Origin of the sequence: Streptomyces sp. NPDC000348, from assembly GCF_042898795.1 — a bacterium.
GTDB lineage: Bacteria > Actinomycetota > Actinomycetes > Streptomycetales > Streptomycetaceae > Streptomyces.
Genome location: NZ_JBIAZD010000001.1, coordinates 223,506 through 248,549 on the forward strand (window position 1 = coordinate 223,506; position 25,044 = coordinate 248,549).

Annotated in this window: 18 protein-coding genes and 2 pseudogenes; 8 read left to right on the forward strand and 12 right to left on the reverse strand. The window is 71.1% G+C overall.

Going from position 1 to position 25,044, the window contains the following annotated elements; translation table 11 throughout:
- Positions 1 to 163: 163 nt before the first annotated feature.
- From ACFY3N_RS01105 to ACFY3N_RS01120, 4 genes are all read right to left on the reverse strand, one after another.
- Positions 164 to 487 carry a hypothetical protein gene (locus tag ACFY3N_RS01105; protein WP_390814549.1) on the reverse strand — a complete coding sequence of 108 codons (324 nt, stop codon included), beginning with the start codon at positions 485 to 487 and terminating at the stop codon, positions 164 to 166.
- Complete coding sequence (locus tag ACFY3N_RS01110) at positions 484 to 852, reverse strand: WhiB family transcriptional regulator (RefSeq protein ID WP_073932361.1); 369 nt, start codon at positions 850 to 852, stop codon at positions 484 to 486. The genes ACFY3N_RS01105 and ACFY3N_RS01110 overlap by 4 nt, the downstream gene beginning before the upstream one ends.
- 167 nt (positions 853 to 1,019) lie before the next feature.
- Positions 1,020 to 1,334, reverse strand: coding sequence for a hypothetical protein (locus tag ACFY3N_RS01115; protein WP_390814550.1), 315 nt, complete (start codon positions 1,332 to 1,334; stop codon positions 1,020 to 1,022).
- Between the two features lie 163 nt (positions 1,335 to 1,497).
- The gene (locus tag ACFY3N_RS01120; protein WP_390815017.1) at positions 1,498 to 3,789 is read right to left on the reverse strand and encodes an ATP-dependent DNA helicase UvrD2; all 2,292 of its coding nucleotides are present in this window, start codon (positions 3,787 to 3,789) and stop codon (positions 1,498 to 1,500) included.
- A 101-nt stretch (positions 3,790 to 3,890) separates the two neighbouring features.
- Between ACFY3N_RS01120 and ACFY3N_RS01125 the strand changes: the two genes are divergently transcribed.
- The 4 genes from ACFY3N_RS01125 to ACFY3N_RS01140 all read left to right on the forward strand — a co-directional run bounded on the left by ACFY3N_RS01125 (position 3,891) and on the right by ACFY3N_RS01140 (position 5,846).
- The gene (locus ACFY3N_RS01125) at positions 3,891 to 4,148 is read left to right on the forward strand and encodes a mycoredoxin (protein WP_390814551.1); all 258 of its coding nucleotides are present in this window, start codon (positions 3,891 to 3,893) and stop codon (positions 4,146 to 4,148) included.
- A 156-nt stretch (positions 4,149 to 4,304) separates the two neighbouring features.
- Positions 4,305 to 4,520 (forward strand): hypothetical protein, encoded by a 216-nt coding sequence (locus tag ACFY3N_RS01130; protein ID WP_242329736.1) that lies wholly within the window; start codon positions 4,305 to 4,307, stop codon positions 4,518 to 4,520.
- Positions 4,507 to 5,016, forward strand: coding sequence for a DUF6879 family protein (locus ACFY3N_RS01135; protein ID WP_390814552.1), 510 nt, complete (start codon positions 4,507 to 4,509; stop codon positions 5,014 to 5,016). The genes ACFY3N_RS01130 and ACFY3N_RS01135 overlap by 14 nt, the downstream gene beginning before the upstream one ends.
- Positions 5,017 to 5,039: 23 nt before the next feature.
- Positions 5,040 to 5,846, forward strand: a complete 807-nt coding sequence (locus ACFY3N_RS01140; protein ID WP_390815018.1) for a helix-turn-helix domain-containing protein — start codon at positions 5,040 to 5,042, stop codon at positions 5,844 to 5,846.
- A gap of 724 nt (positions 5,847 to 6,570) precedes the next feature.
- On the opposite strand, the pseudogene ACFY3N_RS01145 reads toward ACFY3N_RS01140, so the two are convergent.
- Together ACFY3N_RS01145 and ACFY3N_RS01150 are read right to left on the reverse strand one after the other, a co-directional pair.
- A pseudogene (locus ACFY3N_RS01145) lies at positions 6,571 to 7,128 on the reverse strand (recombinase family protein); the annotation flags it as partial.
- Between the two features lie 185 nt (positions 7,129 to 7,313).
- Positions 7,314 to 7,586: a hypothetical protein gene (locus tag ACFY3N_RS01150; protein ID WP_390814553.1), complete on the reverse strand. Its 273-nt coding sequence runs from the start codon at positions 7,584 to 7,586 to the stop codon at positions 7,314 to 7,316.
- A 267-nt stretch (positions 7,587 to 7,853) separates the two neighbouring features.
- Here ACFY3N_RS01150 and ACFY3N_RS01155 point away from each other — a divergent pair, with 267 nt between their 5' ends.
- Positions 7,854 to 8,330 (forward strand): helix-turn-helix domain-containing protein, encoded by a 477-nt coding sequence (locus tag ACFY3N_RS01155; RefSeq protein ID WP_390814554.1) that lies wholly within the window; start codon positions 7,854 to 7,856, stop codon positions 8,328 to 8,330.
- A gap of 196 nt (positions 8,331 to 8,526) precedes the next feature.
- On the opposite strand, the gene ACFY3N_RS01160 is transcribed toward ACFY3N_RS01155, so the two are convergent.
- Positions 8,527 to 10,230 (reverse strand): recombinase family protein, encoded by a 1,704-nt coding sequence (locus tag ACFY3N_RS01160; RefSeq protein WP_390814555.1) that lies wholly within the window; start codon positions 10,228 to 10,230, stop codon positions 8,527 to 8,529.
- Between the two features lie 56 nt (positions 10,231 to 10,286).
- On the opposite strand from ACFY3N_RS01160, the pseudogene ACFY3N_RS01165 reads away from it, so the two are divergent.
- Positions 10,287 to 10,382 (forward strand): annotated as a pseudogene (locus ACFY3N_RS01165) (NrdH-redoxin); the annotation flags it as partial.
- Between the two features lie 69 nt (positions 10,383 to 10,451).
- Here ACFY3N_RS01165 and nudC read toward each other — a convergent pair.
- The 5 genes from nudC to ACFY3N_RS01190 all read right to left on the reverse strand — a co-directional run bounded on the left by nudC (position 10,452) and on the right by ACFY3N_RS01190 (position 20,483).
- Positions 10,452 to 11,396, reverse strand: coding sequence for an NAD(+) diphosphatase (nudC, locus tag ACFY3N_RS01170; protein WP_390814556.1), 945 nt, complete (start codon positions 11,394 to 11,396; stop codon positions 10,452 to 10,454).
- Between the two features lie 137 nt (positions 11,397 to 11,533).
- On the reverse strand, positions 11,534 to 12,946 hold the full coding sequence (locus ACFY3N_RS01175; protein WP_390814557.1) for a dipeptidase: 1,413 nt from the start codon (positions 12,944 to 12,946) through the stop codon (positions 11,534 to 11,536).
- Between the two features lie 10 nt (positions 12,947 to 12,956).
- On the reverse strand, positions 12,957 to 16,430 hold the full coding sequence (locus tag ACFY3N_RS01180; RefSeq protein WP_390814558.1) for a UvrD-helicase domain-containing protein: 3,474 nt from the start codon (positions 16,428 to 16,430) through the stop codon (positions 12,957 to 12,959).
- 100 nt (positions 16,431 to 16,530) lie between these two features.
- A complete protein-coding gene (locus ACFY3N_RS01185; RefSeq protein WP_390814559.1) occupies positions 16,531 to 19,839 on the reverse strand; it encodes an ATP-dependent helicase in 3,309 nt (1,102 codons plus the stop codon).
- A 257-nt stretch (positions 19,840 to 20,096) separates the two neighbouring features.
- Positions 20,097 to 20,483, reverse strand: coding sequence for an MGMT family protein (locus ACFY3N_RS01190; RefSeq protein WP_390814560.1), 387 nt, complete (start codon positions 20,481 to 20,483; stop codon positions 20,097 to 20,099).
- 186 nt (positions 20,484 to 20,669) lie between these two features.
- Here ACFY3N_RS01190 and ACFY3N_RS01195 point away from each other — a divergent pair, with 186 nt between their 5' ends.
- Positions 20,670 to 23,345 (forward strand): lysylphosphatidylglycerol synthase domain-containing protein, encoded by a 2,676-nt coding sequence (locus ACFY3N_RS01195; RefSeq protein ID WP_390814561.1) that lies wholly within the window; start codon positions 20,670 to 20,672, stop codon positions 23,343 to 23,345.
- Between the two features lie 69 nt (positions 23,346 to 23,414).
- Entirely contained in the window at positions 23,415 to 24,962 is a 1,548-nt protein-coding gene (locus tag ACFY3N_RS01200) for an alpha/beta hydrolase (protein WP_390814562.1), read from the forward strand.
- Positions 24,963 to 25,044: the final 82 nt, after the last annotated feature.

Genomic DNA, 25,044 nt, shown 5'->3' on the forward strand with positions numbered 1-25,044 from the left:
GACAGGCCCCCGTTCTCCCCGCGCCCCCCGGCCCCCCCCCCGCCCCCCCGGCCGCCCCCCCCCCCCCGCCGGCCGGGGGGGGGGGGGGGGTTCCCCCGCCCCGCCCCCCGGGGGCAGAGCCCGGTCTCCGGGCTGGGGAGACCACCGCTTCAGAGGAGAGTGGTTACTGCATGACCGCCATGGCGAGCGCGCGGCGGGCGCGCCGGGAAGCGCGCTCGGCCCGGCGCTGCATCCGGCGAGCGGTCACCAGGCCCGCGGCCCGGCGCTCCCGCTGCGCCTCCTGCAGTCGCTCGTGCATATGCGCACGGGCCAGGGCTTCTGGAATGAGTTGCATCTCTCGGGTCCTGTTCTGGCGCGAGTCGTTCGCACCGCTGGTGGTGAAGTCTTCGGTCGCGGAGCCTGCGGGCTCGTGAGTGGACGGCATCATCGGGGCCTGCTTCTGGGGGTCGTGCGTGAGGGGGCGGTCGATCGTTCCTGGGGCGTTCATGCCGTGACCGGGTTCTTGCGCGGGCGGCCACGCGGCCGCTTGCGGGCCACGACAACTCCCTGGACGAACAGCTCGCCACCCCAGACGCCCCAGGGCTCACGCCGCTCCTTGGCGCCGGCGAGGCAGGCCTCGATCAGCGGGCAGGTGCGGCAGAGGGACTTGGCGTACTCGACGTCCGCCGGCGACTCGGCGAAGAAGACCTCCGGGTCGTAGGAACGGCACGGGACGGGTACGCCGAGGTTCTCGATGGCGTCGTCGAGCGCGGTGAGCGCGGTGAGCGGGGTCAAGGTCGGGTCCTCCGTGGAGCCGGGCTTGGGGATCGTGTCGGAAGGCGGTACGGACGGGACGTGCGCTTCGAGTTGCACGATTCGTCTTCCTCGTCTGGTCGTTTCCGGCCTGTTGGCCGGGTGGCGGCTGGTACCGGGCTCTTTTCTCGTCCCGAGGCGCTTCGCTCTCCCCGCTTGAGGGAAAACAGAAGGGCCGCGGATCCCGGATGGGGTTCCGCGGCCCTGAAGGCGCCGGCCTGATCGGATCAGGCTGGATCACTCCAGGGTTTTGGCCCACGGAAGGCCCACATCAGGTGGTGCTGCGTCGTCTGCTTCCGGAATCCGGCACCGGCTGCCGCAAAGGCATAGGCCTTCGCCTGTGCCACTACCGCTTCCAGTGCCTCGGTCGGTCGCTCATCGCGCTCACGGACGGCAGGAGCCGCGGGAGCAAGGGAGGACGCCGGGTGCGCGGCACGAATGCCGGACAGACCGGTGCCCTGGTTCGAGGCGCCGAGCATGCACAGGGAGACGGCCGAGCGATCGGTCAGTTTGACGATGGAGCTGGTGTTGATGCTGATCACTGGACTCGCCTCCTCTCGGCGTCTAGGGGACCAGGGTGAACCGGTCCGCGGATATGCAAGTACAACACGGAGTCAGGGCCTTGGAGAAGGCCGCCGTCCCCGTGCCTAAGAACCTATGGGGATTGCCGGGGCATGCGCAAACTATTTTTCCGACGAGTTCGGATCAGTCCTGATCTCGTTCCTCGTGGATGTCACGACCTGCGCAGATGGCCAGAACATCGGCTCCGTAGCGGCCCAGCTTGCGCATCCCCACCCCGGGGATCCTGGCCAGTGCGTGCTCGTCGTCGGGGACCGTCTCGGCGATGGCCATCAGCGTCTTGTCGGTGAAGACGCAGAAGGCCGGCTGCCCGCTGCGCCCCGCCTGGTCGGCACGCCACTCACGGAGCCGCTCGTACAGACCCTCGTCCATGTCGGTGGGGCAGTCCTCGCAGCGCATCAGCTTCATCTCGCCCGCGTCGGTCAGCGTGCGGCCGCACACCCGGCAGCGCGCGGGGCTGCGCTGTCCGCGCCTCGGACTCGGGACGACCGAGGCGGACGCCGCCCCGAAGGAGCCGCGCTCCACACCTCCCGCGCCGACCGCGCCGCCGCGGGCCGCGGCGGTGTTCGAGCCGGGGCGCAGTCCGTGGAGGAAGCGGCTGGGGCGACGGTTCGGCCGGCTGCCGGGGGAACGGGAGAGCGCCCAGGAGAGATGGAGGCGCTCGCGGGCGCGGGTGACACCGACGTAGAGGAGGCGGCGCTCCTCCTCGATCTGTTCGTCGGTCTTTGCGTAGGTGATCGGCATCATGCCCTCGGCGACGCCGACCAGGAAGACGACGTCCCACTCCAGGCCCTTGGCCGAGTGCAGCGAGGCGAGGGTGACGCCCTGCACGGTCGGGGCGTGCTGGGCGCCGGCCCGCTCGTCGAGTTCGGCGACGAGGTCGGCGAGGGTGGCGCCGGGCCGGGCGGCGGCGAAGTCCTGGGCGAGATGCACCAGGGCGGCCAGTGACTCCCAGCGTTCCCGGACCGCTCCGGAACCGGCCGGCGGCTGGGGCGTCCAGCCCTCGCCCGAGAGCACGGCGCGCACCTGGGAGGGCAGGTCGGGTGCGTCGTCGAGGAGGGTGTCGTTGCCGCCGAAGCGGGCCGCGCCGCGCAGGGCGATGCCGGCCTTGCGCACCTCGGGACGGTCGAAGAACCGCTCGGCCCCCCGCAGCTGGTAGGGCACACCGGCGTCGGCGAGGGCCTGCTCGTAGATCTCGGACTGGGCGTTCGTCCGGAACAGGACGGCGATCTCGCTCGCCGGGACCCCCGCGTCGATCAGCTCACGGATGCGGCGGGCGGCGCCCTCCGCCTCGGCGGGCTCGTCGGTGTACTCGGTGAAGACCGGCTCGGCCCCCGCGGCGCGCTGGGAGACCAGTTCCAGCCGGTGGTCGGCGGCCCGGCCGCGGGCCTGGGCGAGCAGGCCGTTCGCCAGGCGGACGACCTGGGGAGTCGAGCGGTAGTCGCGGACCAGCTTGACGACGGTGGCCCCGGGGTGGCGGGTGCGGAAGTCGAGCAGATGGTCGGGGGTTGCGCCCGTGAACGAATAGATCGTCTGGCTGGCGTCGCCGACCACGCACAGGTTCTCCCGCTCGCCGAGCCACAGTTCCAGCAGGCGCTGCTGGAGCGGGCTGACGTCCTGGTACTCGTCGACGACGAAGTGCTGGTACTGGGCGCGGACCTGCTCGGCGATGTCGTGCCGGTCCTGCAGGACGGCGACGGTCAGCAGCAGCACGTCCTCGAAGTCGATCACGGCGCGCTCGCGCTTGAGGTCCTCGTAGGCGGAGTAGAGCTGGGCGATCTCGGCGGGGTCGCGGGGGGACTCCCGGCCGGCCTTGGCGGCGGCGGCCGCGTAGTCGGCCGGGACGGTCTGGGTGACCTTGGACCACTCGATCTCCGCGGTGACGTCCCGCAGCTCGCCCCGGTCGAGCCGGATGCGGCAGGCGGCGGCCGCGTCGGCGACCAGCTGGATCTTGCGGTCGACGAGCCGGGGCAGGGAGCCGCCGATCGCTTTCGGCCAGAAGTACTGGAGCTGGCGCAGCGCCGCGGAGTGGAAGGTGCGGGCCTGGACACCGACGGCGCCGAGCTGGCGCAGCCGGCCGCGCATCTCCCCGGCGGCGCGGTTGGTGAAGGTGACGGCGAGCACGCTGGAGGGCTGGAGGATGCCCGCGCGCACCCCGTAGGCGATCCGGTGGGTGATCGCCCGGGTCTTGCCGGTGCCGGCGCCCGCCAGCACGCACACCGGACCCTGCAGGGCGGTGGCCACGGCGCGCTGCTCGGGGTCGAGCCCTTCGAGCACCGCGTCGGCCGAGTCCGGTACCTGTGGGAAGAGGGTGGAGTGCGTTGCTGCTGTCACACAGCCATGCTGCCAGGTCGCCGGAGACGGGCGAGCCGGTTGTCCACAGGGAGGGCCCCGCAGTCGTACGAATGCGGCGGGCATCACGCGGGAGCCGTGCGGCGCCCGGCGGGAATGCCTGCGCTTTCAAGTACGTTCCCACCACAGCGAGGACTTCCCCGAACCGCCGAAGGAGCGCGAGAGGCATGCAGGGCACTGTGACGATGTACAGCACCACGTGGTGCGGCTACTGCCGCCGGCTGAAGAGCCAGATGGACCGCGAGGGCATCGCGTACACCGAGATCAACATCGAGCAGGACCCGGCGTCCGCGGCCTTCGTCGAGAAGGCGAACGGCGGAAACCAGACGGTGCCCACTGTTCAGGTAGTTCCCTCCAGCGGTGGCACTGAGGTCGTGATGACGAACCCGAGCCTTGCCCAGGTGAAGCAGGCGCTCGGCGTCTGATCACCGCGATACGCAACCCCCGATCGGCCTGGAGCTGATCGGGGGTTTGCGCGCTTCGGGGACTTTCCCGTTTTGGAAAGCCGGGGATCTTGACCGTGCTGGCCAAAGACCAGAAGCATCGAACGCGACAAGGACCGTCGGCCTGAGGGGGAAGCCGTGGGCACACCGCTGCGGAAGCTGTCGGGAGACCCGGAGTGCAAGAACGGCACGTGCCCGACGCTGTGGGGTACGGACGATGGCAAGGACTACGTGGTGCAGGGTTACGTGATCACCGACCCTGAGCGGCTGGCACAGCTCGATCTCCCCGAGGGGGAGACGGCCGTCATGGTCCCGGCCGCCGTACTTGAGGAGTTCTTCCGTGCTCAGCGGTGAGGATTTCGGCCGTCTCTTCGAGACCTTCGAGCGGACCGCGTTCCGGCTGGAGACGCTCGACGTGTATGACGTTGAGGAGGAGCGGGAGGAGATCGCTCGGTTCCTCGCGGGTGAGGACATGGGCCCGGAGTGGAGCGACAACCCATGGGTGCGCTCGATGACCGACAAGGGCAAGAGCGTGTCCCGCGTTCATGTCCTGCGCTCCCCTCTGACTGACTACCTGCGTTACGAGCTGTCGGCTTACCCCGGCAACATCAAGGCCGGGGAGTCCATCGGGATCATCGACCTTGCCGAGCAGGCGGTGACCGGCCTGCCTGATCACGACTTCTGGCTCTTCGACGACCGTCACGTGTACCGCATGCACTACACCCCCGAGGGCAAGTTCACCGGCGGTGACCTCCTGCCTGCCGACCGGCTGAGGGAGTACCAGGGTTACCGCGACCTGGCGCTCACCCGCGCCGTGCCGTTCGCGGCCTACTGGGAGCGGCATCACTGACCACGGAGTCGATCGGGAGAGCCCTGCGGGCACTGCGGGAAGCATCGGGACTGACCGGTGACGCGGTAGCCCGCAGGGCTTCCATGTCCGCAGGGAAGCTCTCGAAGATCGAGAACGGCCGGACCCTGCCCACCGTTCAGGACGTTGACCTGATCCTGTCGGCGCTCGGCGTCTCGGACGCAGTGAAGGAACAGTTCCTCGCAACTGCCCGAGCCGAGGTCACCGAGGCCACAGCGTGGCGCCTGCTGCGCCGTATGGGCCCGTGGAAGCACCAGAACACCATCAAGGCCATCGAGGCCAACACAGCCGCTCTCAGGCTGTTTCAGGGGCAACTCATCCCCGGACTCCTCCAGACACCGGAGTACGCCACAGCGGTATTCTCCCTGCCCCCAGCTTTGCCAGACGAGACCAGGGCCCGGACGGTAGCGGCGAGGATGGAGCGTCAGACGACGCTCTACGAAGACGGCCGGTGGTTCCACTTCGTGATCTGTGAGCACGTCCTACGGTGGCTGATCTGCGAGCCAGCCGTCATGGCCATCCAGCTCGACCGGCTTGTGTCCCTGTCCCGGCTTCCCAGCGTGTCTGTTGGGGTGGTGCCCCTGGCCGGTCGGATGCCGGACTTCCCGATGACGTGCTTCAGCATCCACGATGACCGGCTTGTGATCGTCGAGACGTTCCACTCGGAGATCACGACACGGGACCCCAGGGACATACAGATGTACGTCGACACCTTCGAGCGGTTCGCCGACGTGGCGCTCCACGGCGACGACATGCGCGCCCTCATCCAGAGCATCCGAGACGAGTTCTTGCCTCAACAGGAAAGAGGGTAGGGACGCCGGGCCAGAGCCCCAAGGATGGATCGCAGCGAGATCCAGCCGGGGAGGCCGTACGGGATGAGTACACCGAAGACGACGATGACGGGGCCGGTGCACCTGAGAGCGCCAGTCCCGGAGCCGGACCCTGTGGCAGGTTGCGGTACGTGCCTCGGCATCGCGGTCACTCGAACCAACGCCCGATCGGTCCGGGACTACTCGAAGGTGTCCGATGCAAACGTCGTTCTCCGTACGCACCTGCGGGAAGAACACGGGGCCGAGTGATGGTGCGCTCCGTCATGCGGTACGTGAAGCATCGGATCACGCAGCACCCAGACACTGACGTGACCTTCGAAGCGGAGTGCCTTCACTGCAAGTGGACGGCCACGCCCTCGACGGACGGCGCAGCGGTCGACGTGGAGTGCATGAGCCACACAGGCCGGAGCGGACACAAGGGGTTCCGGCGCCTCTGTACGTCGTTCGCCATGGTCGTCCGGGACGAGTGACCGGCAGACCCCCGGCGCGCTGAGGGACGGCGAGCACTACGACCGAGGCGCGCCGGAAGGGGAGCGGTTCGAGCGACGCGCCCCTGTGACTGCCCCTGTCGGCTCTCCCCTCGTGGTCGGCAGGGGCAGGCATCGTGACGCCTGTCAGACGACGTCTCACGCTCGTGCATGACAAGGGCCCCCGGCGGGAGCCGAGGGCCTGTCGCAAGCTGCTGTGCGCCTGTCTCAGGCGCTCTCTCCAAGGTGGCGGTAGAGGGGGCTCGGGAGATCCCGAGAGCCTTGGCGATGGCGCTCACGCTCTCGCCCTTCGCCTGCCTGGCACGGGCCACGGTGAGCACGTCCTCACTCACGACGGACGGCCGTCCGCCGGTACGCCCCTGAGCCTTGGCCGCGTCGAGTCCGGCACGGGTGCGCTCCTTGATGAGGCTGCGCTCAAACTCCGCCATGGCCCCGACCACCTGAAGCATGAGACGGCCGTCGGCCGTACCGGGGTCGATGTTGGCCAGTGCACCCGTGAGCACCTTGAACCCGATGCCCCGCTCTCGAAGGGTGTCGACCATGGTCACAAGGTCGATGAGCGACCGAGCGAAGCGGTCGAGCTTCCAAACGCACAGGGTGTCGCCGGGTCTGGCGTAGTCCAGTGCGGCCGTGAGCTCTGGCCGGTTGGTGTTCTTCCCGCTGGCCTTGTCCTCGAAGATGCGGGCGCACCCTGCGGCCGTCAGTGCGTCGCGCTGCAACTGCGCTTCCTGGTCATCGGTCGAGACGCGGGCGTATCCGATGAGCTGACCGTTGATCGTGTTCGTCGTCACGGCCGGGGCTGTCTCAGAACCCGTCTCAATACGTCAAGCCTGAGACGGGAGTTTCGAGACGGGTTTTGAACAGCGCTGCGCCCCCCTTTCGGGGCGCATGCCGTCTCGTCTCACAAACCTTGGTTTACGAGACGGCCGCTCCCCTCTGTTTCATGCCAAGCGGCGAAGCTTCATCCGACCGAAGAAGCGCACGCGAGGAGTGGTCCGGCCGCCTTGCTCCATGACTCTCCCCGCGCAAGGGCGGCCGCCCCTTCTGTGCGCAGGGACTCGACTACAGGGGCAATGAACTCACTGCGGAAGTGCTGCACCGTTTCCGGCTTCATACCGCTCGCATCGGCCACAGCCCCCACTTTGGCTTCGAGGACGGCCGCACCTTGCTGCGGGTCAGCCCCTGTCCACTCGTCTACGTGATCGGCTACCAGAGCCCAAGAGATCTTGATCATGCGCCGGATCGTATGACCAGCGGCGGGTGGCTGAAAGTGGGTAAAGGGGTGGGGTATGCCCCCTTGAGCAGTGCTTGCCGACCGCCGGGTCTTACCGGCTCAAATCCTGCCACGGTTCTGGGGTCCGCCTGAGAGGCGCCTCACACGCGATGACCTGCGCTTTTGTCTCTGGCGGCCTGTAGATTTTGGAGTCCATGTTGAGTCTTCGGCGAAGGGAAGCCCGAGATACAGGAACACGTATGGCGTCGTGCGCTGGTGCGCTCGAACATGAAGCACGCAGAGAAGTTGGTCGGCGTCGCCATGGCGTTGTACGCGGACTACGAGACAGGCGAGAACGTGTGCCCGTCGAACGGGACGATCGCCAGGGAACTCGGCTACGGCGGGAAGGCTCCAGAGCAGACGGTCAACAAGATCGTGGGCAAGCTACGTAAGGCTGGCTGGCTCACGAAGACCGGCAAGGTGCCGGATGGTCCAGTGATCTACCGACTCACCTTGCCGAAGCAGGGGGGTATGGCTGAGGAGCCATACAACCTACACACCTTGAAGAGCGACGGCGGTGGGAGAGAGGAGCCAGCGGCGAAGAGCAAGCCGGTAGGCGGAGAGCGGCCCCCCGTAGGGGGCCGACAGGGCGAAGACGAAGAGCGCAAGCAGCCGGCGAAGGTGGGCCGCGTAAGCGGCCCCCAGAAGGAAGACGAAGGGGCTGACTCCCTTGGGGGCCTTCGGCCCCCACCTTGTCCTTCGTAGACCTGGCGACGGTCAAGCAAGAGGAGCGCCACCGGAAGTGGTTCGGCGAGTCATACACAGCTCCCATGCCAGCCGACTTCGACTACGACAACTCGGCCCATCGGCTCCGCGAGGCAGAACACGAGCCGCCGCCCTTCTGACTCGGAACGACAGAAGGCCCCCAAGCCGGGGGCCTTCCTCGCTTGCTCATCCTGCATCAGGCGGACGCCGGAACCATCTTGGCTTCCCCTGCTCCCTCGGCCTCCTCCTCAGCCTTCGCCCGCTGCGCTGCCCGTTCCGCTTTGAAGTCCTCCCAACGGCTGACGATCTCCCACTCCGCCCCCGTGAGCGACTTCGGCTTCTCGTACGGCTTGCCCGGCAACGAGATCGGCGTGATCGGTGAGAGCACCTGAGAAGACTTGGAGGGCACATCCCAGTACGTGATGCCCTGCAGCTTGATGTTCTCGATCAGGTCGCCGGGATCGATGGCCAGGACGCCATGTCCGAAGTACGCCTTGACCTTGTGCTTCTTCAGCCATTCACGCCGTTCGTCGACGCTCGACCGCTCCCACCACTCCGCGTAGCCCTCTCCCGTACCCGTCCATACGGTCACTGGCTTCGGCCCCTCCTGACTGGTGACCTTCTCCCGGTCCTGGGCAAGGCTGGCGACTTGTGAGGCGTACGCGACGGCGCTGATCTCGTCCTGCTGGAGTTCCTTCAGGAGCTGGTTCATCTTGCCGTCGATCACGGCGAGCTTCGCCGCACGGCTGTCGTCGATGGTCGTCTTCGACTCCATCCGTTCGAGGTGGCCAATCTCCCCCAACAGGGCCGACTCCAGCCAGGGGTACAAGTCCTCTGCCCAGAACCTCTGCTTCGGGCATGCCTGAATGCCCTTGCTCTTGTTTCCGTGGCAGCGGTACCGCTCCCGCTTGCCCTTGGCCGGGTCGCCCTTCACGAAGTACAGGGAGCTGCCACACAGCATGCAGAACGTCACGCCCACCGTCGGCGACGTAGAGCCCTTCTGCTTCTTGTACTTGGCCGAGGCGACGGCTTCCGACAGCTTCGTCCACTCCTCCTCGTTCAGTACCGGCTCAGACCGCATGACGGGTGTGCCGTCGTCGTTGCGGACCACGGCGCCATTGGCTCGCACGTACTCCCCAAGCAGAGAGCGGCTGACCAGTACGGCTTGCACTGTGGTCGGCGTCCATCTGGCGCCCCGAGGCTTCGGGTCCGCCAGCCGAGTCGTGCTCTCGCCTGCCGCCGCGCGGATACGAGCGATGTCCTGAGCCGTGGGTACGCCTTGCTCGTTCAGCCAGTCGGCGACGGCCGAGAAGCTCGGCTTCTCGATGAAGCGCCGGATCATCTCGATCAGCGGCGGGCCGTACTCGGGATCGAGTTCCAGGGTGAAGCCTGCGTCGCCCTTCACCGCTTTGCGTCCGAACGGGACAAGGCCACCCGGCCAACGACCGGTCTTCCGCATGGTTTCCCGGGAAGCCTTGTTGCGGGCCTTGATGGCGTCCAACTCGGCCTCTGCGACCACGGCCAGGATCTTGGCGATCGTCTTGCCCCACGGCTTCGAGAGGTCGAATCCCTCCTCGCAGGAGATGAGGCCCTTACCGTTCGCCTCGCACCACTCGATGATGTCCGAGAGGTGGCGGACCGACCGCGCGATGCGGTCGATCTTCAGGATGATGATGTGGTCGAACTGGTCTTTCTTGTTGTTGAGCCAGTCCCCCAGGGACGGGCGCACCCACGGCGAGATGGACGCCGACACGTCGATGTCGACGGCAAAGTCGACCAGCTCCATGTCCTCGGCGTCGGCCCGCTTGCTGATGCGGGTCCGCTGCGTTTCCTCGCCGGTCTGGTTCTCGTTGCCTACAGACAGACGGACCACACCAAGAGCCCTGGGCTTGCCGTTCACCCTTGCCCCTCCCCAAGACATGGGCGGCCCCCCCCCCGGCCGCCACAAGGTAAGAGGGAAGTCTACAGACTGTGCCGACCGTCCTCTTCGCCGACAGCTCGACGCTCACCAACCCGTCGCTGGCCCAGGTGAAGCAGAAGATCGGCGCCTGAGCGGTTCACACGAAGCGGGGTGGCCTCTTCCCGGTGGGAGGAGGCCACCCCGCTTCTTCGTGTCCTGGTTCAGAAGGCGCTGCGGGTCGGCAGGTCCTTGCCGTACCAGCGCTCGATCAGGCGGGCCGCGATCGAGATGCCGTACGGCGGGAGCACCTCGCCGGACTCGAAGGCGGCGCCGAGTTCGTCGCGGGAGAACCAGCGGGCCTCGTGGATCTCGTCGCCGTCCACGTCGATCTCGGTCGAGGTGGCGCGGGCGAAGAAGCCCAGCATGAGGCTGGACGGGAAGGGCCAGGGCTGGCTGGCGATGTACTCGACCTCGCCGACGCCGATGCCGACCTCCTCGTGGACCTCGCGGCGCACCGACTGCTCGATGGACTCGCCCGGCTCGACGAATCCGGCGAGCGTGGAGAAGCGGCCCTCGGGCCAGTGGACCTGGCGGCCGAGCAGGATGCGGTCCTGGTCGTCGACCACGGCCATGATCACCGCCGGGTCGGTGCGCGGGTAGTGTTCGGCGCCGCAGGCGGGGCAGCGGCGGATGTGGCCGGCGGCGGCGATGACGGTGCGCTCGCCGCAGCGGGAGCAGAAGCGGTGGAGCCGCTGCCAGTTCTCCAGGGCGACCGCGTGCACCATCAGGCCGGCCTCGCGGTGCGACAGGAGCAGTCCCGCCTCGCGCAGGCCCGCAGGGCGGGCGGAGTCGTCCATGCGGCCGGGCAGGGAGTCCTTCTGAAGGGCGAAGTAGCTGACGCCGTCCTCGTCGATGCCCAGGAAGTAGCGGTGGGCCTCGGTGAGCGGGGCCTCGAAGGAGGGGGTCATGACGAGTTCGGTACGCCCGTCCGCCGTCTCGTCGATGAGGACCTGGCCGCCGGAGACCACGAAGCAGCGGGTCGAGGGGTGGCTCCACGCCGCCGCGAGCCATGCCTCGTCGAGCCGGTGGTGGGCGGCGCGGTCGATGCCGCTCGGGGCGGTGAGCGAGATGGGACGGTCGGCGGTGCGGTCGGTCCAGATGGTCACGGGTGGTTACAACTCCCCCGGTGGAACGGATTGGGTCGGCGGGCGGTTCGGCGGGAGGGACCGGTTCCTGCGGGGCGCGGCGGCGGGTCCCTTCCAGTGTGCCCCGCGCGGGCGTCCGGTTCGGACGGCGTGTGGGGTCAGGGTGCGTGCCGCCAGTGCTCGGCGAGGTCGCCCCACAGGTACGCGCTGGTCTCTGCGCCTTTGAGGAGGAGGTCCAGGTCGACCTTCTCGTCGGGGGCGTGCCAGCCGTCGGACGGGACGGAGATGCCGAGGAACAGCACCGGTGCGCCGAGGACGTCCTGGAGGTCGGCGGCCGGTCCGGAGCCGCCCTCGCGGGTGAACAGGACGGGCTTGTCGAAGGCGCGGCCCATCGCGCGGACCAGGGACTGCAGGGCAGGGTGGTCCAGCGGTGTCAGGCAGGGGCGCGTGGCGGGGCTGAAGGAGATCTCGTGGCGGATGCCGTCGGGCAGTTGTCCAGGCACCCAGGCGCCGACGACCTGGCGCACGTGTTCGGGGTCCTGGCCGGCGACGAGCCGGAAGGACAGCTTCACCATGGCGGAGGACGGGATGATCGTCTTGCTGCCGGGGCCCTGGTAGCCGCCGCCGATGCCGTTGACCTCGGCGGTGGGGCGGGCCCAGAGGCGCTCCAGGGTGCTGTATCCGGCTTCGCCGCGGGTGCCGTGGGACTTGGCGGTGCGCAGCCACTGCTCCTCGTCGAAGGGCAGCCGGGCGAAGAGTTCGCGTTCGCGGTCGGTGAGCTCGACGACGCCGTCGTAGAAGCCGGGTATCGCCACGCGCGCGTGCTCGTCGTGCAGGGCGGCCACCAGGCGGGCGGCGGCGGTGGCCGGGTTGGGCACCGCGCCTCCGAAGGAACCGGAATGGATGTCCTGGTCGGGGCCGTACAGCCGGATCTCGCACTCGGCGAGGCCGCGCATGCCGGTGCACACGGTGGGGGTGTCCTCGGACCACATGCCGGTGTCGGAGACGATCACGGTGTCGGCGGTGAGCCGGTCCGCGTGCTGCTCGACGAGCGCGCGGAAGTGCGGGGAGCCGGATTCCTCCTCGCCCTCGATCAGCAGTTTCAGGTGGACGGCCGGGGTGGTGCGGCCGGTGGCGGCGAGGTGGGCCCGGACGCCGAGGGTGTGGAAGAACACCTGGCCCTTGTCGTCGGCCGCACCACGGGCGTAGAGGCGGCCGTCCCGGACGACGGGTTCGAAGGGCTCGCCGGTCCAGCCGTCCTCGCGGGCCGCGGGCTGTACGTCGTGGTGGCCGTAGACCAGCACGGTGGGCGCCCCGGGGTCGTCGGAGGGCCATTCGGCGTAGACGGCCGGGGCGCCGGGGGTGTGCCAGACCTCGGCGGTCGGGAAGCCGGTCTCCTTGAGTCTGGCGGCGAGCCAGTCGGCGCTGTGGCGCACGTCGGGCGCGTGGTCGGGCTGGGCCGAGACGGACGGGATGCGCAGCCACTCGGTGAGGTCGTCGAGGAAGGCGACGCGGTGCTGTGCGATGTACGTGCGGACGGCGCTGACGGCGGTGTCAACGGGCTGGCTCATGTCCTCGAGCCTATCGGCCCGCGCCGGTGTCCTCGGAGTGCGGTATCTCACCGGACGGCTCCCCGAGCAGCAGCCGCTCCAGCTCCGCCCGGCCGGGCAGGGCGTCGGGGCGGACGGTCTCACCGGTGCGCACGTACAGGAACGCGGCCGTGACGGTCTCCAGGGGGACGCCCTGCTGTTCGGCCCAGGCGAGCCGGTAGACGGCGAGCTGGAGCGGGTCGGCGCTGCGGCCGCGGCCCGTCTTCCAGTCGACGATCTCGTACGTCGTCCCGTCCCCGCCGTCCTCCTTGTAGACGGCGTCGATGCGGCCCCGGACGACGCGGCCGGCGATCGACAGCTGGAAGGGGGCTTCCACGCGGTGGGGCGTGCGGTGGGCGTACTCGGTGCGTTCGAAGGCCTCCTTGAGGGCTTCCAGGTCGCGTTCGTCGGCGATCTCGGCGTCGCTGCCGGGCAGTTCGTCCGGGTCGAGCATGGGCAGCGTCAGTTCCTCGAAGCGCGCCTCGACCCAGGCGTGGAAACGGGTGCCGCGGCGCGCGGCCGGCTGCGGGGGGCGGGGCATGGGGCGGGCCAGCTCCTGGGCGAAGCCGTCCGGGTCGGCGGCCAGGCGCAGCAGCTGGGAGGCGGTCAGCGAGGCGGGCAGCCGGACCTCGGTGACGCTCGCGCGGGTGTGCAGAAGCTCTCCGGTGAGGGCGTCGAGGTCGCGGTCCCAGGAGGCGACGGTGCGGGCCTCCTCGGGGGTGAGAGGGGGCCGCGGCGGGTGGGCCGGCTCCGCGGCGCGGGGGTGCGCGGTGGCGTCCGGGGACGTCGCCTGGTGCGGGACGGTGGGGCGGTCGGTGCTCCAGGAGTCCCAGTCGTACGGACCGGCGTCCGCGTAGGGGTCCTCCTCGGGGAGGGGGTCCTCGTCGTCGGGCGGGGGCGGCCAGTCCGGGTCGTCGTGGGTGTCGGGGTCGTGTACGGCCGTGGTGGGGCCGTCCGGGTGGGCGGCGAGGCGGTGGAGGTGGGCGAGGACGGTGTCGGCGGCCGCGCGGCGACGGGCGAGGGCGGCGTCGTCCAGGGGCAGGGGCCACACCTGGTCGTCGCCGGCCCGGTGCAGGGCGGGGTTCTCCTCGTCCTCGGCGGGCTCGTCGGCCCACGCCTCGATCTCGCCGTGTCCGGCGACGCAGTGCTCGTGGAGGGCGTGGAGGAACTCGGAGGGGCCGCGCGGTTTCTTCTGGCTGGGCCCCCACCAGTGGCCGGAGCCGAGGAGGAGGGAACGGGGACGGGTGAAGGTGACGTAGCCGAGGCGGAGCTCCTCGGTGTGCTGGTGTTCCTTCATGGCCTCGTGGAAGGCCTTCAGACCGCGGGAGTCCCAGGACTCGACGTCGGGCAGGGTGTCGGCGTCGCCGCGCAGTCCGTGCGGCAGCACCCTGCCCTGCGCGGTCCACTTCTCGCGGCCCTGGCCGCTGGGGAAGGTGCCGGTGACCAGTCCGGGGACGGCGACGACGTCCCATTCGAGGCCCTTGGACTTGTGCGCGGTGAGGACCTTGACAGTGTTCTCGCCGCCGGGCAGCGCGTTGTCGAGGCCCTTCTCGTACTGGGCGGCGGTGCGCAGGAAGCCGAGGAAGGCGAGCAGGGTGGCCTCGCCGTCGCCGGCGGCGAAGGAGGCGGCGACGTCGAGGAAGTTGGAGAGGGTCTCGCGCCGGCGGGCGGCCAGGGCGTGGGGGGACGCGGAGAGTTCGACCTCCAGGCCGGTGACGGCGAGGACGCGGTGCAGGACGTCCATGAGGGGGTCGGCGAGGGAGCGGCGGAGGTCGCGCAGTTCGGTGGCCAGGCGGGCGAAGCGTACGCGCGCGTCCGGTGAGAAGGGCAGGCCGTCGTCGTCCCCACGGCCGTCCAGCGGTGTCTCCAGGAAGGTGTCGAGGGCGTCCGCGAGTGAGATCACCTCGGCCGGGTCGACGCCCTCGACGGCTTCGGCGAGCCGCCGGTCGGGGTCGTCGTCGCCGTCGACCCGCGCGGGGGAGACGAGCCGCCGTGCGCGCCGCCCCAGCAGGGCGAGGTCGCGGGGGCCGATGCGCCAGCGTGGGCCGGTCAGCAGCCGGACGAGGGAGGCGTTGGCGCCGGGGTCCTGGAGGACCTCGCAGACGGCGACCAGGTCGGCGACCTCGGGAAGGTGCAGCAGCCCGGACAGGCCGACCACCTCGACGGGGACGTCCCTGGCGACCAGGGCGCCCTGGATCTCGGCGAAGTCGCCGGCCGTGCGGCACAGCACGGCGATCTCTCCGGGCGCCTTGCCGGTGCGGACGAGGTGGGCGATGGAGTCGGCGATCCAGTCGATCTCCTCCGCGTGGGTGGGCAGCAGGGCGCAGCGGACGGTGCCGTCGCGTTCGGCGCCGGGGGCCGGGCGGAGGGCCTCGACGCCCGCGTGCATGGCGCGCAGCGGCTCGGCGAGGCCGTTGGCGAGGTCCAGCAGCCGGCCGCCGCTGCGGCGGTTCTCGCTGAGCGACTGGCGGGCGGCGGGGCGGCCGTCGGCGTGGGCGAAGTGCTCGGGGAAGTCGTCGAGGTTGGCGACGGAGGCGCCGCGCCAGCCGTAGATCGCCTGGCAGGGGTCGCCGACGGCGGTCACCGGGTGGCCGGTGCCGCCGCCGAACAGTCCGGCCAGCAGGACCCGCTGGGCGACGGAGGTGTCCTGGTACTCGTCGAGGAGGACCACGCGGAACTCGTCGCGCAGGAGGCGGCCCACCTCGGGGAGGGCGGCGAGCCGGGCGGACAGGGCGATCTGGTCGCCGAAGTCGAGCAGGTCGCGTTCGCGTTTGGCGGCCCGGTAGCGCAGCACGAGGTCGGCGAGCTCGCGCCGCGCGGCGGCCGCCTCGGGAACCTTGCGCAGGTCGGCGTTGGTGAGCCGGGTGTTCTCCAGGGTGCGCAGCAGCTCGGCGTCGTGGGCGCGCAGGTCCTCGGGCCGTACGAGGTGTTCGGCCAGCTCGCCGTCGAGGGTGAGGAGGTCGCCGACCAGGTCGGGGAAGGAGCGGGTGAGCGCCGGGTAGAGGCCGGGGGCTTCGCGCAGGACGCGCGCGGCGAGCTGGTAGCGGGTGGCGTCGGCGAGCAGCCGGGAGGTCGGTTCGAGACCGATGCGCAGGCCGTGGTCGGTCAGCAGGCGGCCCGCGAAGGCGTGGTAAGTGGAGATCGCCGGCTCGCCCGGGGGGTTGTCCGGGTCGATGGCGTCGGGGTCGGTGACACCGGCCTTGACCAGCGCCTTGCGGACGCGTTCGGCGAGTTCGCCGGCGGCCTTGTTGGTGAAGGTGAGGCCGAGCACCTGTTCGGGGGCGACCTGACCGGTGCCGACCAGCCACACCACGCGGGCCGCCATCACCGTCGTCTTGCCCGACCCGGCTCCGGCCACGATCACCTGCGGGGCGGGCGGCGCGGTGATGCAGGCCGTCTGCTCCGGGGTGAACGGGATACCGAGGAGCTCCTTGAGCTGATCGGGATCGGTGATACGGGCGGGCACACGCAGAATCTAGCGGCGGGCACTGACAGTGGAGGCCGTCGGAGCGCTCCGGGAGGGAAGAACCGCAGGTCGGCATGGAGGGTGCGATGCGTCACGTCGGTCACTCGACCACGTGCCGGCCCTCGGGCCGGGCGCTGCACGAGGCCCGGAACGCACAGTGGGCGCAGTGCTGGCCCGCGGTCGGGCCGAACCGTTCGTCGAGGACCTTCCCGGCGGCCGTGGCCAGCAGATCACCGATCCACTCCCCCTCCGGCGGCTCCTGGGCCTGCACCTTGGGCAGGGTCTCGCCGCCGTCCCGCTTGGCGGCCCCCTGGCGCAGCTGGACGAGCTCGGCACCGCCCGGTTCGGGGCGCACTCCGTCGAAGACGTCGTCGACGGCGCCCTCCCCGACGGCGAGCTGGTAGACGGCGAGCTGGGGGTGGCGCTCCACCTCCTTGGCGCTGGGCGCCTGTTTGCCGGTCTTGAAGTCGACGACGTACGCGCGTCCCTCGCGGTCGGTCTCGACGCGGTCCATCTGGCCGCGGATGCGGACCTCGTAGTCGCCCGCTTCGAGGGTGACGTCGAAGTCGTGTTCGCTGGCCACCGGGGTGCGTCCGGCGCGGTCCATGACGTGCCACTTGAGGAAGCGTTCGAGCGCCACGCGCGCGTTCTCCTTCTCCTGCGCCGACTTCCACGGCGCGTCGAAGGCGAGCGCGTTCCACACCGAGTCGAGGCGTTCCATGAGGACGGCGAGGTCGGCCGGGGTGTGCCCGGAGGCCACCTCGTCGGCGAGGACGTGCACGACGTTGCCGAAGCCCTGGGCGGCGGTCGCGGGCGCGTCGGCCTTCACCTCGCGGCCCAGGAACCACTGCAGGGCGCAGGTGTTGGCGAGCTGGTCGAGGGCGCTGCCGGAGAGCACGACGGGCTGGTTCCGGTCGCGCAGCGGCACCCTGCTCTCCGTGGGCTCGAACATGCCCCACCAGCGGTAGGGGTGCGCGGAGGGGACCAGCGGGCGGCCGTCCTCGTCGGCGAGCGCGGCGAGCCGGGCCAGCCGCCGGGCGGCGGCCTCCCGCAGGGTGTCGGAGACGCGGGGGTCGACCGTCGTGGCGCGCAGTTCGGCGACGAGCGCGGCGACGGACAGGGGGCGGCGGGGGCGTCCGGTGACGTCCTTGGGCTCGACGCCCAGTTCGGTCAGGAAGCGGGAGGGCTGGTCGCCGTCGTCGGCGGGCGCCTTCACGGCCGTCACGACGAGCCGTTCACGCGCACGCGTGACCGCGACGTAGAACAGGCGGCGTTCCTCGGCGAGCAGCGCGCCGGGGGTGAGCGGTTCGGCGAGTCCGTCGCGGCCGATGCGGTCGGCCTCCAGCAGGGAGCCGCGGCGGCGCAGGTCGGGCCACAGGCCCTCCTGGACGCCGGCCACGACGACCAGGCGCCACTCCAGGCCCTTGGAGCGGTGCGCGGTCATCAGGCGCACGGCCTCGGGGCGGGCGGCACGCCGTGTGAGGGTGTCGGCGGCGATGTCCTCGGCCTCGATCTCCTCCAGGAAGTTCAGGGCGCCCCGGCCGCCGGTGCGTTCCTCCGCGCGGGCGGCGGTCGCGAACAGCGCGCACACGGCGTCGAGGTCCCGGTCGGCGTTGCGGCCGGCCGCGCCGCCGCGCCGGGCGGAGCGCTCCAGACGCCCCGGCCATGGTGTGCCGTCCCACAGGTCCCACAGGGCCTCCTCGGCCGTACCGCCGTCCGCCAGGCGCTCGCGGGCCCGGCGCAGCAGGCCGCCGAGACGCTGGGCGCCCCGCGCGTAGGCGGGGTCGTGCACGGCGAGCCGCTCCGGTTCGGCCAGCGCACGCGCGAGGAGCTCGTCCGAGGGCGGTGGCAGCGGGTTGCCCGCGGCCCGCTCCTCCTCGCGCAGGGCCCGTCCGAGGCGGCGCAGGTCGGCGGCGTCCATGCCGGCGAGGGGGGAGGTGAGCAGGGTGAGGGCGGTCTCGGTGTCGAGCCAGCGCGGTTCCGCTTCGGCGTCGGCCCCGGTGCCTTCCCCGTCACCGGCCTCCGCCGTCGCCACCGCGCGCAGGGCCGTCAGCAGCGGGGCCACCGCCGGTTCGTGGCGCAGGGGCAGGTCGTTGCCGTCGACGTCGACGGGGACGCCCGCCGAGGTGAGCGCGCGGCGGACGGTGGGGAGGGTGCGGGCGCCGGCCCGGACCAGGACGGCCATGTCGTTCCAGGGCACGCCGTCCTCCAGGTGCGCCCGGCGCAGGATGTCGGCGATGTTCTCCAGTTCCGTGCCGGAGGTCGGGTAGGTGTGGACCTCGACCCGGCCGCCCTCCCGGTCCGCGGTCAGCTCCCGGTGGGCGCGGACCTTCTCGGCGGGCAGGCGCGGCAGCGGCATGCGCCGGGTCACCCGCCGGGTGGCCTCCAGCAGGGCGGCGCCGGAGCGCCGGGAGGTGCGCAGCACCTCGACGGGGGCCGGACGGCCGTCCGCGCGGGGGAAGGCGTACGGGAACTCCAGGATGCCGCCCACGTCCGCGCCCCGGAAGGCGTAAATCGACTGGTCGGGATCGCCGAAGGCGACGAGGGTGCGTCCGCCGGCCAGGGCGCGCAGCAGCCGCACCTGGGCGGGGTCGGTGTCCTGGTACTCGTCGACGTAGACGGCGTCGTACCGCGCGGCGAGCTGCCCGGCGATCTCCGGACGGCCGGCGAGGAGCACCGCGCGGTGGACCAGTTCGGCGTAGTCGAGGACGCCCTGCAGGTCGAGGACGTCGAGGTACTCGGCGAGGAAGGCGGAGGCGGCGCGCCAGTCGGGGCGTCCGATGCGGCGGGCGAAGGCGTCCAGGGCGTCGGGGCCGAGGCCCAGCTCGCGGCTGCGGGCGAGCACCGCGCGGACCTCGTCGGCGAAGCCGCGGGTGGTCAGGCAGGCGCGCAGTTCGTCCGGCCAGCGCACGTGGGCGAGCCCGAGCCGCTCCAGGTCGACCTGGCCGGCGAGCAGTTCACGGACGGTGACGTCCTGCTCGGGGCCCGACAGCAGCCGCAGCGGCTCCACGAAGAGGTCGCTGTCCTGGTGGGCGCGGACCAGGGCGTAGCAGAACGAGTGGAAGGTGGTCGCCTGCGGGGCGCGTGCGGCCCCGATGCGCAGGGCCATGCGGTCGCGCAGCTCGACGGCCGCCCTGCGGCTGAACGTCAGCACCAGGATGCGCTCGGGGTCCCCGTCACGGGCGATCCTCGCGGCCACGGACTCGACCAGGGTGGTGGTCTTACCGGTGCCCGGACCTGCGAGAACGAGCAGCGGACCGGTCTCGTGCTCAACCACGGAGCGCTGCGCGGCGTCCATCCGAGGGGGATTCACGCGGGCCGGCGGGGTACGCACCAGTCGATAAGCGCCACGGTTCCCCCGCCGCACCTGGGGGTGCGACAGGCCGCTGGTGGAGGAAGAGGAGCTCACGTGGTTCGCCGGTCCTGGTGGGTGTGCTGTGGGGCCGTTCGCCGCGCGTGCGGGGCGGTGGGCACGGGGTGAAGGGGGTACGCGCGGCCGACGCTACGCCGGTGAAGAATGCGGAAGCAGGCTTTCCGCTTCTTCCCTCCGGACACTCCGGCCGCACATGTCCCTTGCCTCACGAACGTACGTCATGCCACGAATGTGCTCCGTCTCACCCCGAGGGGTCAGAGGTCACACGGCGGCGCGGGCGATGGCGGAAGCTGTCAGGTGTGACCTTCGGTGTGTCCGCCGCCGTCCCATCGCGCGCGCCTCATGTCGAGGCGCGGCACATGGCCCTCCGCGGCCCGGCCCGCCTCCTTCAGGGGCGTGCCCTCCGCGCGGTAGTGGCCGAGGGCCCTCAGCTCGTGGCCCGGCAGCAGCACGCCGTCCGCGCGGACGACACGCCACCACGGCACCGCTCCCCCGTACAGGGCCATCACGCGCCCGACCTGCCGGGGACCGCCCTCCCCCAGCCACTCGGCCACGTCCCCGTACGTCATGACCCGTCCCGGCGGGATCAGCTCGCTCACCTCGAGGACCCGCTCGGCGTACTCGGGCAGGGCGTCCGGGTGCTCCGGACCGCCGTCGGACGGAAGGCTCTCCTGGCTCATCCCGCCCATCCTGCCCCACCCCACCGACAACGCGAGGCGCTCGCACGCGTGTGCGCGGCTCGCCCGGGAGCGGTGCTTCGGGCAGACTGTGCCGCTCCGCGTTCGGACCCTGATGCCCCCTTGTGCCGGTACGGCATGCCACCATCGTGCGGGCGGTGACTGGTGATACAAGATCGAGAAGAGACGATGAAGCAGCAGGGTGCGCACCCCAAGGGCACGGAGGGTACCCCTGACGCCTCGTCGCGCCCGGACACCGCGGGCCCCGAGACGGCGCACATCGACGAGGTGGAGGGCGACGAACCGCTGCTCCCCGCGCGGGTGCACCGCCCGTCCGACCTCATGCGGCTCCTGGCGGGCGTACTCGCCGTCGTGGTGCTGCTGGCGATCGCCGCGTTCGCCCACGGCACCACCTCGGGCCTGGAACAGGACATCAACAAGGGCACCGGGCAGGCGCCCGACCTGCTGATCAAGATCGCGGGCCTGGCCTCCAGCATCGCGATCCTCCTGGTGCCGGTGGCCTTCGCGGTGGAGCGGCTGATCAAGCGGGACGGGCTGCGGATCGCCGACGGCGTGCTCGCCGCCGTCCTCGCGCACGGTGTGACGCTCGCCACCGATCTGTGGGTCGCGCGCGCCGCTCCGGACTCGATCCAGGAGGCGCTCACCCAGCCCTCCCCCGGCGACATCCACGCCCTGACGGACCCGGTGCACGGCTACCTGGCCCCGGTGATCGCGTACATGACGGCCGTCGGGATGTCCCGCAGACCCCGGTGGCGCGCGGTGCTGTGGGTGGTGCTGCTCCTCGACGCCTTCTCGATGCTCGTCACCGGGTACACGACACCGTTCTCGATCATCCTGACGGTCCTGATCGGCTGGACCGTCGCCTACGGCACCCTCTACGCGGTCGGTTCGCCCAATGTGCGCCCCACCGGCCGCACGCTGATGGCGGGCCTGCGCACGGTCGGCTTCCGCCCCGTGAGCGCGTCCCGGGTGGAGACCGGCGACGCCGCCGAGGCCGGGGACCGGGGGCGCCGGTACTTCGTCACCCTGGAGGACGGTCCGCCGCTGGACGTCACGGTGGTCGACCGCGAGCAGCAGGCGCAGGGGTTCTTCTACCGCGCGTGGCGCAATCTGGCCCTGCGCGGTTTCGCCACCCGCAGCAGCCTGCAGTCGCTGCGCCAGGCGCTGGAGCAGGAGGCGCTGCTGGCGTACGCGGCCATCGCGGCCGGCGCCAACGCGCCCAAGCTGATCGCGACCTCCGAACTCGGCCCCGACGCGGTGATGCTCGTCTACGAGCACAGCGGCGGGCGCACCCTCGACTCGCTGCCGGACGAGGAGATCACCGACGAACTGCTGCGCGACACCTGGCATCAGGTACGGGCCCTGCAGTCCCGCCGCATCGCGCACCGCAGGCTGGTGGGCGACGCCATCCTGGTGGACCGTTCCGGTACGGTGATCCTCACCGATCTGCGGGTCGGCGAGATCGCGGCCGGCGATCTGCTGCTGCGCATGGACACCTCCCAGCTGCTGGTGACGCTGGGCCTCAGGGTGGGCGCCGAACGCGCGGTGGCCTCCGCGCTGAGCGTCCTCGGCCCCGACACCGTGGCGGACTGCCTGCCGATGCTCCAGCCCATCGCGCTGAGCCGTTCCACCCGCGGAACCCTGCGCAAGCTGGCCCGTGAGCGGGCGGAACGCGAGCGTGAGGCGGTCCTGGAGGCCTCCCGGCAGTCCAGGCCGGCCCGCGCGGAGCACGACGCCGGCGGTGCCGTCCCCGACAAGCCCGGCAAGAAGGCCGTACGCGCGGAGCAGCGGGCCGAGAAGCGGGCCATCGACGAAGCCATCGAGGAGGCGCGCGAGGAGGACCTGCTCACCCAGATCCGGCACGAGGTGCTGCGGATCAGGCCGCAGGCCCCGGTCGAGCCGGCCCGTCTGGAGCGGGTGCGCCCACGGACCCTGATCAGTTTCATCGCCGGTGCGATCGGCGCGTACTTCCTGCTGACGCAGCTCACCCACATCGAGTTCGGCCCGCTGATCGCCAACGCGGAGTGGGGCTGGGTGGCCGCGGCGGTGCTGTTCTCGGCGGCCAGTTACGTCGCGGCGGCCATGGCCCTGCTCGGGTTCGTACCCGAGCGGGTGCCGTTCGTGCGGACCGTGGCGGCACAGGTCGCCGGGTCGTTCGTGAAGATCGTCGCCCCGGCGGCGGTGGGCGGTGTCGCCCTGAACACGCGGTTCCTCCAGCGCGCGGGGGTGCGGCCCGGTCTCGCGGTGGCGAGCGTCGGCGCGTCGCAGCTCTTCGGGCTCGGCTGCCACATCCTGATGCTGCTGTCCTTCGGTTACCTCACCGGCACCGAGAAGACGCCCTCCCTGACCCCGTCCCGCACGGTGATCGGGGGCCTGCTGACGGTGGCGGTGCTGGTGCTCGTGGTGACCTCGGTGCCGTTCCTGCGGAAATTCGTCGTCACGCGCGTGCGGTCGCTTTTCGCGGGTGTCGTGCCGCGCATGCTCGATGTGCTGCAACGGCCGCAGAAGCTGGTCACCGGCATCGGCGGCATGCTGCTGCTGACGGCCTGCTTCGTGATGTGCCTGGACGCCTCGATCCGGGCGTTCGGCGACGAGACGACATCCGTCAGCATCGCCAGCGTGGCCGTCGTGTTCCTCGCGGGCAACGCACTGGGGTCGGCGGCCCCGACGCCGGGCGGTGTCGGCGCGGTCGAGGCGACCCTGACGGTGGGTCTCATCGCGGTCGGGCTCCCCAAGGAGGTCGCCGCGCCGGCGGTGCTGCTCTTCCGGCTGCTGACGCTCTGGCTGCCGGTGCTGCCGGGCTGGCTGGCCTTCAACCACCTCACCCGCAAGGCGGCCTTGTGAGCGAGGTCCCCTTACCTCGTTCGGCCCGTGTCCCGCGCGCCCCGCTCCGGGCGACCGCAGGATGGGGCCATGCCCCGCCCCTTCCGTCTGCGTGCCGCCGCCCTGACCGTCTGCGCCGTACTGCTGCCCGCGCTGCTGGCGGGCTGTGGTGGGGGCGACGAGGACGAGGACCTGACGGAGCAGCAGCTCGACTGGAAGGACTGCCCGGCTCCGTCCGAGGCGCAGGGCGGGGGCTCCGCTCCGTCCCCCCTCCCCGGCGGCCGGGGCGAGTGGAGCTGCGCCACCATGAAGGTGCCGCTGGACTGGGACGACCCCGAGGGCGACACCATCGGCCTCGCGCTGATCCGGGCCAGGTCGAGCGGCGCGGCGGGCCGGCGCATCGGTTCCCTGGTCTTCAACTTCGGTGGCCCGGGCGTCTCCGGCGTCACCACCCTGCCCGCCTTCGGCGACGTCTACGCGCCCCTGCGCGCCCGCTACGACCTGGTGAGCTTCGATCCCCGCGGTGTGGGCCGCAGCGCACCCGTGACCTGCCTGGACGACCAGCAGCTCGACACGTACTTCCAGCAGGACGCCACCCCCGACGACAACGCCGAGCGCACCGAACTCGTCAACAGCACCGAGAGGTTCAACGCGGCCTGCGAGAAGAACTCCGGACGGGTGCTGCCCCATGTGCGCACCACGGACACCGCCCGTGACCTGGACCTGATGCGCCAGGTCCTCGGCGACGACGTTCTCCACTACTTCGGCATCTCCTACGGCACCGAACTGGGCGGCGTCTACGCCCACCTGTTCCCGAAGAAGGTGGGCCACGCGGTGTTCGACGCGGTCGTCGACCCCACGGAAACCGCGGAACAGGGCTCCCTCGGACAGGCCCGGGGGTTCCAGCTCGCCCTCGACAACTACGCCGAGGACTGTGTCTCGGGCACGGAGGAGTGCCCCGTGGGCGACAGCGCGCAGGACGTGCGGGATCGTATCGTCAAGCTGCTGAGGGACCTGGACAGCGCACCCGTCCCCGGCGTCTTCCCGCGCGAACTGACCCAGACCGCGGCGGCCAACGGGATCGCGCAGGCGCTGTACTCGAAGGAGCTCTGGGCGTTCCTCACCGACGGCCTAGAGCAGGCGTACGACGGTGACGGAACGATTCTGATGGCGCTCTCCGACTCCATGAACGGACGCAGCGAGAACGGCGAGTACAGCAACATCATCCCGGCCAACGTGGCCGTCAACTGCGCCGACGACAGACCCCGCTACACCGCCGAGGACGTGGAGCGCCGGCTGCCCGCGTTCCGGGCCGCCTCCGAGGTGTTCGGGGAGTATCTGGCGTGGGGGATGGTCGGCTGCACCGACTGGGCGGTGCCGGGGGCCGCCGAGCACCCGGATGTCCACGCCCCCGGCGCGGCCCCGATCCTGGTGATCGGCAACACCGGCGACCCGGCCACCCCGTACGAGGGGGCACGCAGGATGGTGCGGGCGCTCGGTGAGGGCGTGGGTGTGGAACTGACGTACAAGGGGCAGGGGCACGGGGCCTACAACACCGGGAACACGTGCGTGCAGGACGCGGTGCACGGCTATCTCCTGGACGGAAAGGTGCCGGCGGCCGGGACCGTCTGCTCGTAGGCGGGCAGACGGTTCTCCACAGAGCACCAGGTCAGAGCGTTGTCCACAGGCCGCCCCGGCGGGCGGCGAATCTGCCTACCAT

Excerpts from the sequence above, each read along its gene's own strand:
- ACFY3N_RS01195 (WP_390814561.1), top strand. The coding sequence starts at position 20,670 with ATGAAGCAGCAGGGTGCGCACCCCAAGGGCACGGAGGGTACCCCTGAC.
- ACFY3N_RS01125 (WP_390814551.1), top strand. The coding sequence starts at position 3,891 with ATGCAGGGCACTGTGACGATGTACAGCACCACGTGGTGCGGCTACTGC.
- ACFY3N_RS01200 (WP_390814562.1), top strand. The coding sequence starts at position 23,415 with ATGCCCCGCCCCTTCCGTCTGCGTGCCGCCGCCCTGACCGTCTGCGCC.
- ACFY3N_RS01120 (WP_390815017.1), bottom strand. The coding sequence starts at position 3,789 with ATGCCCGCCGCATTCGTACGACTGCGGGGCCCTCCCTGTGGACAACCG.
- ACFY3N_RS01155 (WP_390814554.1), top strand. The coding sequence starts at position 7,854 with ATGAAGCACGCAGAGAAGTTGGTCGGCGTCGCCATGGCGTTGTACGCG.
- ACFY3N_RS01105 (WP_390814549.1), bottom strand. The coding sequence starts at position 487 with ATGAACGCCCCAGGAACGATCGACCGCCCCCTCACGCACGACCCCCAG.
- ACFY3N_RS01175 (WP_390814557.1), bottom strand. The coding sequence starts at position 12,946 with ATGAGCCAGCCCGTTGACACCGCCGTCAGCGCCGTCCGCACGTACATC.
- ACFY3N_RS01150 (WP_390814553.1), bottom strand. The coding sequence starts at position 7,586 with ATGATCAAGATCTCTTGGGCTCTGGTAGCCGATCACGTAGACGAGTGG.
- ACFY3N_RS01190 (WP_390814560.1), bottom strand. The coding sequence starts at position 20,483 with ATGAGCCAGGAGAGCCTTCCGTCCGACGGCGGTCCGGAGCACCCGGAC.